The organism is Phocaeicola faecicola (assembly GCF_013618865.1).
GTDB classification, from domain to species: domain Bacteria; phylum Bacteroidota; class Bacteroidia; order Bacteroidales; family Bacteroidaceae; genus Phocaeicola; species Phocaeicola faecicola.
On record NZ_JABSOE010000024.1, the window covers coordinates 48,972 to 61,033 of the forward strand.

General features: G+C 47.5%; 7 protein-coding genes. 4 read left to right on the forward strand and 3 right to left on the reverse strand.

Translation table 11 applies throughout. The features are described 5' to 3' along the window. Positions 1-6: 6 nt before the first annotated feature. The gene (locus tag H3001_RS08420) at positions 7-2,142 is read left to right on the forward strand and encodes a peptidylprolyl isomerase (RefSeq protein WP_181214683.1); all 2,136 of its coding nucleotides are present in this window, start codon (positions 7-9) and stop codon (positions 2,140-2,142) included. Between the two features lie 336 nt (positions 2,143-2,478). Here the strand turns inward: H3001_RS08420 and H3001_RS08425 are convergent, their stop codons facing one another. Further along, a complete protein-coding gene (locus tag H3001_RS08425; protein WP_181214684.1) occupies positions 2,479-3,678 on the reverse strand; it encodes a hypothetical protein in 1,200 nt (399 codons plus the stop codon). Between the two features lie 190 nt (positions 3,679-3,868). On the opposite strand from H3001_RS08425, the gene H3001_RS08430 reads away from it, so the two are divergent. From H3001_RS08430 to yfcE, 3 genes are all read left to right on the forward strand, one after another. Beyond that, complete coding sequence (locus H3001_RS08430) at positions 3,869-5,047, forward strand: ATP-binding protein (RefSeq protein WP_178244634.1); 1,179 nt, start codon at positions 3,869-3,871, stop codon at positions 5,045-5,047. 64 nt (positions 5,048-5,111) lie between these two features. Beyond that, positions 5,112-8,663, forward strand: coding sequence for a pyruvate:ferredoxin (flavodoxin) oxidoreductase (nifJ, locus tag H3001_RS08435; protein ID WP_181214685.1), 3,552 nt, complete (start codon positions 5,112-5,114; stop codon positions 8,661-8,663). Between the two features lie 257 nt (positions 8,664-8,920). Beyond that, a complete protein-coding gene (gene yfcE, locus H3001_RS08440; RefSeq protein ID WP_181214686.1) occupies positions 8,921-9,466 on the forward strand; it encodes a phosphodiesterase in 546 nt (181 codons plus the stop codon). A 157-nt stretch (positions 9,467-9,623) separates the two neighbouring features. On the opposite strand, the gene H3001_RS08445 is transcribed toward yfcE, so the two are convergent. Then, positions 9,624-11,000 (reverse strand): DUF5723 family protein, encoded by a 1,377-nt coding sequence (locus H3001_RS08445; protein WP_178244631.1) that lies wholly within the window; start codon positions 10,998-11,000, stop codon positions 9,624-9,626. A 204-nt stretch (positions 11,001-11,204) separates the two neighbouring features. Beyond that, complete coding sequence (locus H3001_RS08450) at positions 11,205-11,939, reverse strand: LytR/AlgR family response regulator transcription factor (protein WP_181214687.1); 735 nt, start codon at positions 11,937-11,939, stop codon at positions 11,205-11,207. Positions 11,940-12,062 lie beyond the last annotated feature (123 nt).

The window sequence follows — 12,062 nt, forward strand, 5'->3', positions numbered from 1 at the left end:
ATTTAAATGGCAACTTTACAAACTATTAGAAGCAAAGGACCTCTTTTGGTCATTGTAATCGGTCTTGCCCTCTTCGCCTTCATTGCAGGCGATGCCTGGAGAATCCTCCAGCCGCACCAAGGCAGACAAGACGTGGGAGAAGTGAACGGACAAGCACTTTCTGCCCAGGATTATCAACAGATGGTGGACGAGTTCAGTGAGGTAATCAAACTGACTAACGGACTGAATTCACTGACAGAAGATCAGTTGACCAACATCAAGGATCAGGTATGGAATACTTATGTAACCAACCAGCTCATTGCCAGCGAGGCAGAAAAACTGGGTCTGAAGGTTACAGACAAGGAATTGCAGGCCATCATTGACGAAGGAACCAATCCGTTGCTGATGCAGACTCCGTTCCGCAATCCGCAGACCGGCAGATTCGACAAAGATATGCTGAAGAAGTTCCTGGTAGACTACGCTAACCTGAACACTACTCAGATGCCGGCTCAGTATGTAGAATACTACGAAAAGATGAACAATTTCTGGAACTTCATCGAAAAGACACTGAAGCAGTCTGTATTGGCTGAGAAATACCAGAGCCTGATTGCCAAATCACTGATTTCAAATCCGGTTGCTGCAGAAGATGCCTTCAACGGCCGTACTGCACAGTCAGACTTGCTGCTGGCAGGTATTCCTTACGCTTCTATCAGCGACTCTACAGTGACTGTATCCAACGATGAGATTAAGAAACTGTACGAAGAAAGAAAAGAACTCTTCAAGCAGCCGGTTGAAACACGCGACATCAAATACATCGACGTTCGTGTCACTCCGTCGGAAGCCGACAGAAAGGCTGTTCAGGACGAAGTAACTGAATTCAGCAGCCAGCTTGCAGCTACTACTGACAACTATGCGACTTTCATCCGCTCTACAGGTTCTTCTGTAGCTTATGCAGACATCCCTGTCAACAAGAGCGTATTGCCGTCGGATGTAGCCAGCCGTCTGGACTCTACTTCTGTAAACGATATCTACGGTCCTTACTACAACCAGGCCGATGATTCATACAACGTATTCAAGCTGATTGCCAAGACTACCGCTCCTGACTCTATCCAGTTGCGTCAGATTCAGGTAGCCGCCGACACTGAAGAAAAGACAGCTTCATTGGCTGACAGTATCTTCAATGCCATCAAGGGCGGTGCAGACTTCGCTGAACTGGCTAAGAAATACGGACAGACCGGAGAAGCTTCATGGGTGAACGCTCAGAGCTGGGAAGGTGCCAGCCTGGATGCTGAATACGTGAAGTTCATCAATGCCATCATCTCACAGCCGGTAAATGAACTGGCTAACCTGAAGATCGGACAGGCTAACGTCATCCTGCAGGTTATGAACAAGAAAGCCAACAAGGACAAATACAAAGTGGCTGTCGTAAAACGTCAGGTAGAATTCAGCAAGGAAACTTACAACAAGGCATACAACGATTTCAGTCAGTTCGTAGCACAGAACACTACTTTGGCCGACCTGGAAAAGAACGTAGAAGAAGCCGGTTATACACTGATGCCGCGTGCTAACTTCCGCAGCGACGAACACTACGTAGGTGGTGTGAAGTCTACTCGCGAAGCACTGAAATGGGTATTCGATGCAAAAGAAGGACAGGTTTCTCCGCTCTTCGAATGCGGTGAGAACGACCACATGATGGTAGTGGCACTGCAGAGCATCAACAAAGCCGGATACACCAGCATCAACAAGGTGTCTGACATGCTGAAAGCTGAAATCATCCGCGACAAGAAGGCTGAACAGATCATGGCTCAGATGAACGGATTCACTAGCCTGGATCAGGTGAAAGGTCTGAAGGATGCAGTCAGCGACAGCGTAAAACACGTTACTTTCGCAGCTCCTGCCTACATCTCTGTAGCACGTGCCAGCGAACCGGCTATCAGCGCATACGCCAGCAAGACTGAAGTCAACAAGGTTTCAGCCCCGATCAAGGGTAATGCCGGTGTGTACATGATTCAGGTTTACAACAAGGAAAACAGTGCTGAGAAATTCGACGCAAAAACAGAAGAAGCTACTCTGTCTAACATGGCAGCACGTTATGCAGGACAGTGCATCTATGACTTGCGCGACAAGGCAAAAATCGTAGACCAGCGTTATCTGTACTTCTAATCAGGAGTCACGAAAACAGGTGAATAAAGAGGAGAGTGAATTGAAGCTTTCCTTCACAAGATAAGGGCTTGCCCGAGGATACGGACCACGTATCTTCGGGCAAGTTTTTTTATGTACTTGCCGTATTCGGATTCGGAAAACTTATTGTAAGGATCAGGTCACCACCGGTATGGAGTCTCCGACCTCCGTATGCAGATCGGCCGACTTGCATGCGGAAGTCGGAAAACCCTCGTGCGGAGGTCCGGCAACTTCCGCACGAGGGTGATACTATCAGCGGACAGGAAAAGCCGTCCGCATAATCTAAAAATACGAAACAAAAAAAAGAGGGAAAAGGAATCAGCCTTCGGCCGTTTCCGGCGATGCCGGCGCAGATACCTGCACATAAATCTGATAACGGGTCTCACGGGCTACCGGTGTCAGTGAAAGATAGCCCCCGGTCATTCTGTTGTCCCGTATACTGAGCGGACAGGATTCCAGGAAACGGTGATGAGCCTCCAGTGCCTCACCATCCGCAAAGTAATGCTCCACCACAAACTTTCCCCGTACCAGCGGATCCATCCAGCGGTCGAAGAACAGCCGTGAAACCACCCCCATGTTCATCCGGAGATTGATTTCCACGCAGGGATGCACCTGCCAGTTCTCCCCTATCCGGCAAATCATCATATCCACCCCCAGATACCCCCGGTACGCCGTACCGAGCAGGGCAGACAGTTCGGCAAGCAAGGCCTCGCGGACGGTATCCAGCGTATGCGGAGACACCCATGCCGTCAGCGAACGGACAATTTCCGCATCCGGCAGCAGAAAGTTGCCCTTGTAATTACCGTGCTCGTCAGTATCAAACAAAGAATAGCCGGCAAAGTTCACGTGCCCTTTGCCATCCGCATAAAACTCCATGGCAAAATCACAGGATTTCTGATAAAGCGGTTCGACCATGATTCCTCCCTGTGTACGGATAATCCGCTGCACCCATCCCTGAAGGGAAGCATTCCAGTCGGACGGACCTGCCTTCATCACTCCCCTTCCGCTTCCCGACCAGGGTGCCTTCAGCATGACTTGTCCCAGACGGTCCAGGTGAGAACAGACTTCCTCCGAAGAACGGCAGACCCACGACTCACCGCACACTCCCTCCAACGGTTTCAGACGGTACAGTACCTTGCGGCCCGTCTCCCTGCCCGAGAGTTCACGCAGCAGACGCATCTGCCCGTCGGTCAGCAGCCGATGCTCAGGAACACCTGCCGTACGAAGCGTGTGCAGCAGTGCCGGGTTCCATCCCCACAGCACATAAGGAGCATCCTCCCACTCTCCGGTCCAGCCCACCGGCAGACGGATTCCCCACTCCGCCAGACAGGCAGCATATTCCGCAGCTTCCGGAACCTCGCCTACCCGGACCCGGCTCCCCGACGGTGCAAACCAGGCCGGAAGCATTTCCAGGTCGTGCTTCATACGCATAATTTCCGACGAAACCTTATAATAAGGTGTAAAATTGGCCAGCGCCATGTCGTTTTCCGGATTGAACAAATAAATTTCAGCAGTCATAATTCTCCTACATTTCCTCGTGCAAAGATACACAGATTTCAGGAAAAACACTCACACAGAAGCAGTTTACACAAGGCGGAAGTCCCTCGGGAAACCGGAGAAAAAAACCGTACACACAACATAAAATTTGCCAACTCCAGTTTGCAATTTAAGGAAGTATTCGTATCTTTGCATCAAGAAACAGAGATTCATGGAAGCATTTTACCGAACACATAACTACTTGGTTGAACACACCAATGCCCCTGTGCGCAGGGACCTGATGGACGAGATAGACTGGAGTGCCCGCCTGATAGGAATTAAGGGAACACGAGGCGTAGGCAAAACTACCTTTTTGCTGCAATATGCAAAGGAAAAGTATGGAACCGACCGCTCCTGTCTGTTTGTGAACATGAATAATTTCTATTTCTCACAATATAGTCTGGTGGATTTTGCGGGGGAGTTCGTCAAGCGCGGCGGAAAAGTGCTGCTCATTGACCAGGTATTCAAGTTGCCCGACTGGAGCCACGACCTGCGTACCTGCTACGAACGGTATCCGAACCTGAAAATTGTCTTCACCGGTTCGTCGGTAATGCGTCTGAAGGACGAAAACCCGGAACTGAACGGGATTGTGCATTCGTACAACCTGCGCGGATTCTCATTCCGCGAGTTCCTGAACCTGCAGACCGGCAATCATTTCTCGGCATACAGTCTGGAAGAAATCCTGAACAATCATGAGCACATTGCCAAGACCATATTGCCGCACATCAACCCGCTCAATTACTTTCAGGACTATATCCATCATGGTTTCTATCCGTTCTTCCTGGAAAAACGGAACTTTTCGGAAAACCTGCTGAAAACCATGAACATGATGATTGAGGTAGATATTCTGCTGATAAAACAAATCGAGCTGAAATATCTTTCCAAAATCAAAAAATTATTATATTTGTTGGCAGTGGACGGTCCGGTGGCTCCGAACGTGAGTCAGCTGGCCGCAGAGATACAGACTTCCCGGGCAACGGTAATGAATTACATCAAATACCTGGCCGATGCACGACTGATCAACATGGTATATCCGCAGGGAGAGGTATTCCCCAAGAAGCCGTCGAAGATCATGATGCACAACACCAACCTGATGTACAGCATCTACCCGGTGAAGGTGGAGGAACAGGACGTACTGGAAACGTTCTTCGTGAACACCATGTGGAAGGACCATAAGGTCAACAAAGGGGAAAAGGGAACTTCTTTCCTTGTCGACGGAAACATCCATTTCAGGATCTGCACGGAAGGGGCGAAGTTCAAGAGCAATCCGAATGTCTATTACGCCATGCACAAGACAGAGCTTGGACACGGCAACCAGATTCCGCTCTGGCTCTTCGGCTTCCTGTACTGATTCCCGGTGTGCCTGATTGAAAGAATAAAATGACTTTATTACCTAATAAAAAATTAGTAATTGTATGACTAAACAAAAAAAATTCATCACTTGTGATGGTAACCAGGCTGCAGCACATATTTCATATATGTTCTCAGAAGTTGCAGCTATCTACCCTATCACCCCGTCATCTACAATGGCTGAATATGTAGACGAATGGGCAGCCGCAGGTCGTAAAAACATCTTCGGCGAAACTGTCTTGGTTCAGGAAATGCAATCTGAAGGTGGTGCTGCCGGTGCAGTACACGGTTCTCTTCAGGCGGGTGCATTGACAACTACTTATACTGCCTCTCAGGGTCTTCTGCTGATGATCCCTAACATGTATAAAATTGCAGGTGAGTTCTTGCCATGTGTATTCCATGTATCAGCTCGTACGCTGGCTTCTCATGCACTGTGTATCTTCGGTGATCACCAGGATGTGATGTCTGCACGCCAGACTGGCTTTGCCATGTTGTGCGAAGGTTCTGTACAGGAAGTTATGGACCTGGCCGGTGTGGCTCACTTGTCAACAATTAAATCTCGCGTTCCGTTCATCAACTTCTTCGACGGTTTCCGTACTTCTCACGAAATCCAGAAGATTGAAATGCTGGAAAACGAAGACCTGGCTCCGCTGGTAGACCAGAAGGCTCTGGCTGAATTCCGTGAACGTGCATTGTCACCTAACAAACCGGTGGCTCGCGGTATGGCTGAAAACCCGGATCACTTCTTCCAGCACAGAGAATCTTGCAATCCGTTCTATGATGCAGTTCCTGCTATCGTAGAAGAATACATGAACGAAATCAACAAGATTACAGGACGTAACTACGGTCTGTTCAACTACTACGGTGCTGAAGACGCTGAACGCGTAATCATCGCTATGGGTTCTGTAACAGAAGCTGCCCGTGAAGCAATCGACCACCTGGTAGCTAACGGTGAAAAGGTAGGTCTGGTATCTGTACACTTGTACCGTCCGTTCTCTGCTAAGCACTTCCTGGCTGCTGTTCCTGCTACTGCTAAGCGTATTGCAGTACTCGACCGTACTAAGGAACCGGGTGCAACCGGCGAACCTTTGTTCCTCGATGTAAAAGAATGCTTCTACGGACAGGAAAATGCTCCGCTTATCGTAGGTGGACGTTACGGTCTGGGTTCTAAGGATACTACTCCGGCTCAGATTCTGGCTGTATTTGAAAACCTGGCATTGCCGATGCCGAAAGATCACTTCACTGTAGGTATCGTAGACGACGTAACCTTCACTTCTCTGCCTCAGAAAGAAGAAATCGCACTGGGCGGCGAAGGTATGTTCGAAGCTAAGTTCTACGGTCTGGGTGCTGACGGTACAGTAGGTGCCAACAAGAACTCAGTAAAAATCATCGGTGACAACACTAACAAGTATTGCCAGGCTTACTTCGCATACGACTCTAAGAAGTCAGGTGGTTTCACTTGTTCTCACCTGCGTTTCGGTGATCATCCGATCCGCTCTACTTACCTGGTAAATACTCCGAACTTCGTAGCTTGCCACGTACAGGCTTACCTGCACATGTACGACGTAACTCGCGGTTTGCGTAAGAACGGTACTTTCTTGCTGAACACTATCTGGGAAGGTGAAGAACTGGCTAAGAACCTGCCGAACAAAGTGAAGAAGTATTTCGCTGAAAACAACATTACTGTTTACTATATCAACGCAACTAAGATTGCTCAGGAAATCGGTCTGGGTAACCGTACCAATACTATCCTGCAGTCTGCATTCTTCCGTATCACAGGCGTAATTCCTGTTGATCTGGCTGTAGAACAGATGAAGAAGTTCATTGTGAAGTCTTACGGCAAGAAGGGTGAAGACGTAGTCAACAAGAACTACGCAGCTGTTGACCGTGGTGGTGAATACAAACAGCTGACTGTAGATCCGGCATGGGCTACTCTGGAAGTAGAAGCTGCTGCTGCCAACAACGATCCTGCATTCATCAACGAAGTAGTTCGTCCGATCAATGCTCAGGACGGTGACTTGCTGCCGGTTTCTGCATTCAAGGGCATCGAAGACGGTACTTGGCATCAGGGTACAGCTAAATACGAAAAACGTGGTGTTGCTGCATTCGTTCCGGAATGGAATCCTGAAACTTGTATCCAGTGTAACAAGTGTGCTTACGTTTGTCCTCACGCTGCTATCCGTCCGTTCGTACTCGACGCTAACGAACAGGCTGGCGCTAACTTCACTACTCTGAAGGCTGTAGGTAAGCAGTTCGACGGCATGACATTCCGTGTACAGGTAGACGTTCTCGACTGTCTGGGTTGCGGTAACTGTGCTGACGTATGTCCGGGCAACCCGAAGAAGGGTGGCAAGGCGCTGACTATGAAGCCGCTTGAAACTCAGTTGGGTGAAGCTGCTAACTGGACTTACTGCGCTGACAACGTGAAGTCAAAACAGCACCTGGTAGACATCAAGGCTAACGTGAAGAACTCTCAGTTCGCTACTCCGTTGTTCGAGTTCTCTGGAGCTTGCTCTGGTTGTGGTGAAACTCCGTACGTAAAACTGATTTCTCAGTTGTTCGGTGACCGTGAAATGGTTGCTAACGCTACCGGATGTTCTTCTATCTACTCTGGTTCAGTTCCTTCAACTCCTTATACTACTAACGAAAAGGGTCAGGGTCCGGCTTGGGCTAACTCATTGTTCGAAGACTTCTGCGAATTCGGTCTGGGTATGGAATTGGCTAACAAGAAACTGCGCAACCGTCTGGAAGAAGCTATGAAGGCTGCTATCGCTGCAGAAGGTACTCCAGCAGAATACAAAGAAGCATTCCAGGAATGGATCGAAGGCCGCAACGATGCTGACAAGAGCAAGGCTGCTGCTGAAAAGATCATTCCGCTGGTAGAAGCTGCAAAAGACAAATGCTCTTACTGCGCTACTATCGCTGAATTCAAAGACTATCTGGTAAAACGCTCACAGTGGATTATCGGTGGTGACGGTGCTTCTTACGATATCGGTTACGGTGGTCTGGATCACGTAATTGCTTCTGGCGAAGACGTTAACATCCTGGTACTGGATACTGAGGTTTACTCTAACACAGGTGGTCAGTCTTCTAAGGCTACTCCTCTGGGTGCTATCGCTAAGTTTGCCGCTTCTGGTAAGCGCGTACGCAAGAAAGACCTGGGTATGATTGCCACTACTTACGGTTATGTATACGTAGCTCAGATTGCAATGGGTGCTGACCAGGCTCAGACTTTGAAGGCTATCCGCGAAGCTGAAGCTTATCCAGGTCCGTCATTGGTAATCGCTTACGCTCCATGTATCAACCACGGTCTGAAAGCCGGTATGGGTAAATCTCAGGCTGAAGAGGCTAAGGCTGTAGAATGCGGTTACTGGCACTTGTGGCGCTTCAACCCGGCTCTGGAAGAAGAAGGTAAGAATCCGTTCTCACTCGACTCTAAGGAACCGAACTGGGAAGGTTTCCAGGATTATCTGAAGGGCGAAGTTCGTTTCGCTTCTGTAATGAAACAGTATCCTGCTGAAGCTGCTGACCTGTTTGCTGCTTGCGAAGACATGGCTAAGAAACGTTATGCTTCTTACAAGCGTATGGCTGCAATGGATTGGAGCAACGAAGAATAATTTCCTACGCATAGAAAATTATCCTGATAAATAACGAAAGCGGTTGGAGAGCCTTCTCCAGCCGCTTTTTTTCTGGGTATGAACGGCATGAGGGCAAATATCCGCCCGTCGGGTATCCGAAGCGTACAGGCCGTAAAAAGGGGAAATAAAGGGATGCCTGCCGGAAGGGGAAGGAAAAGAATGACCGTCCGGGAGGAAATGTCCCCAAATCTTCTTACTTTTACCGTAAAATACTAACCCACACAAATAGGAAAAAGATGAAATATTTGATTGTATCCGACATCCACGGCTCTCTGCCGGCATTGGAGAGCGTACTGGATTTCTTTGACAAGCAGGGTTGCGACATGCTGCTGATTCTGGGAGATATCTTGAACTATGGTCCGAGAAACCGGATTCCGGAAGGCCTCAACCCGCAGGAAATAGCAAGAAGACTGAATGAGATGTCCGACCGCATCATTGCGATAAGGGGCAACTGCGACTCGGAAGTGGACCAGATGTTGCTGCACTTCCCTATCCTGGCCGATTATGCGCTGGTAGTCGACAACAGAAAGAAACTCTTCCTGACTCACGGCCATATCTACCACGAGGAAAAGATGCCGCTGGGAAAGCACGACTGCTTCTTCTATGGACACACCCATCTGTGGAAACTGGAAAAAAAGGAAGACGGTACGACTGTCTGCAATACCGGATCGGTTACCTTTCCGAAAGGAGGGAATACCGAAACATTTGCAGTCTATGAAAACGGAACCGTTACCGTATATAATCTGAAGGGAGAAAAGATGAAATCCCTTGCTATCGGATAAAAAAATAGAGGAAGACCTCCGGGTGAACATTAAAAAGACAGACAGGGTTATTCACCAGGATTGTAGAGCCTTCCTCTTTATAAGTACCTCAATTAACAAAAACCGCCGTAATAAAATCAAGGTACCTTTCTACCTAACTATATAAGAGAGAAAAAATTTAGATTGTCTCGCTTCTCTTCTTTCCCAACGGGAATGAGATTCCGACGAAACCGTTTACAGTCTTTGAGTTAGATCCAAAGAACATATAGTCGGTTCCCACAAACAACGGACCAAACTTCAGGGCTACACCCAAAGATTTTCCGCTTGCCTGAATCGGTGAGTAGCTGACAGCTGCATTGAACCAGTTCTTCGGACGGAAAGTAGCCGAGAAAGTAAGTTCGTTCAATGTCTTAGGCTGTACAAAGCGTGCAGTATACATAGCACCCACACTCAGTTTGTTGTTGAAGAGAGCGTATTCACCGGCCAGCAACACTGTAGAAGCCAGTTTAACCTTTCTGTCAGAAACAGCTTCTTCGTCTTTCGTCAGGTTAAAACGTTCCAGGCTCAGGAAGTCACCGTCAACATACTCAGTATAATTGTTCTGGTCGATTGTAATCTGTTCGTCCTGATCGGAAGTTGCCACGGTAGTACATGAAGCATCCCATTTCAGGAAGCCCAGGTCGAGCACAGCAGCCGACAAAGTCACGTTGTCGAAGAGTTTGTAGCTGGCACCCAAGTCGATACCGAATCCCTTACCGGCAATTCCGAAGTTATCGAAGTCAAAGTCAAAACCGTCAATCTTATTTCCATCCTGAGAGAAACTCAAGCCTCCCCCCTTCATGGTAGTAGTTACATGAGCATGAGAAGCTACGTTTGCATGATACTGCTGTCCGGCATTCCAGCTATCGGGATTTTCCGGATTTTCCGGAAGATTCATATCTACAGAGAACTGATCCACATCGAGCTGAGCATTTGCCAATCCCAGCAAAACTTTTACACGTCCACCCACTGTCAAGCGGTCATTGATGGCACGTGAATATCCCAATCCGACTTCAGCATATGCATTGACATCGAGGGTCATGTTAGAAATTTCTCCCTTGAGGTTTGTAGTGCTCAACTGGTCAGCGTTACGCAAATAATCGAACATATTCTTAGGAATTGAAGCCCCGATATCAGTCCGCAGACCTACGTTAAAGGTCCAGAAATTTTTACCCTTATACCAACCGAAGGACAAGATATCCGTATTCAGATTCACATTCAGGCGGTTGTCCGTCTTCAGACGGCTATACAATGCATCGTTGGTAAACAGGTTAGAACCAGAATCCAGAATATCGATAATATCTTCAGTTCCCAATACATTTGAAGAAGCACCTACGTTGAAAGAACCTGCTACCGGAAAGTTAAAATAGCCTCTCATCGGCTGTAAACCAGGATTCAACTGCAAACGTGAAGACGTTCCTTCCATAAAATAAGAAGTCCGCAAATACTGTGCATGAGCAAATTCCCCAACCAATAAACTTGCACAAATCAATAAAACCTTTTTACAATTCATCATACTACTTAACTTTGTTAATTTATTTTTACGCAAAGATACTTAAAATATTTTAAATAAAAATTTATTAACATAATAATATAGACTATCAACTAAAAAAACTATCCTATCGTAGAGAAAAATGAGATTATCAACTCTTTTTTTTATTCAATATCTCATAAAACCCGGCGGACTTGCCCATCAGATATTTCCCCTGAAATTTCCCAATTAAAGTTGACAAAATCTTTCCATGATTTCCTTTTTGTATTTCTTTGAAACCGTCAGTTCATCAATATGGTCAAAAGGAGGATACATCACACAATGATTATCCTGAACCATCAGCAGATAGTGCATATTGATGATATACGACTGGTGAATCTGCACAAACATCGGATCGAACGAGCAGAGCTGTTCGGCCTTCGTATTCCGTTTTAAAGGCAGAAAATGACCGTTGGCAAGCACTACCTCCCAAATCTTGCGGTTCGACAAATAGCGGAAATACCCGATTTCGGAAGCACGCAAAAAGCGCAGGTCACCCGTCGGGGTCACAATCAGAAAAGGCTTCTCCACTTCTGCCTGTGCAATCCGCTCACCGCCGCTCCCGCTTTCATTCTCTATGAAACGGGAAACCACCGTATGCAGCTCATCCTTGTCGACCGGCTTCTGCAGGAAATCGAATGCCGAAGAACGCAAGGCATCGATCACATACTTGTTGTATGCCGTATAGAACACCACCTTCATGTTCCAGGAAAGCGTATCCTTAATCTGCAGCAGCAAGTCCATGCCTTCCATATCCGGCAGTTCCACATCCAGGAAAAGCAAGTCGGGATGTACCTTGTCCAGAAGTTTTATTCCACTCTTTCCGTTTTTGGCCGTTCCCTCTACCGTAAGAAACGGATAACGCTTCAAGCACAATATCAGATTCTCAATGGCCCCTTCCTCGTCATCAATAATCAGGACCACTAGTGTCTCTTAAAAAATGTAAAACATCTCAATATGGCTCATTATGATGTAAAATCCAATTCTAGCTGACCGTCATTTTTGTAAAGGATGTCGTATTCAGCATGGCTAAATAGATCCTTGATA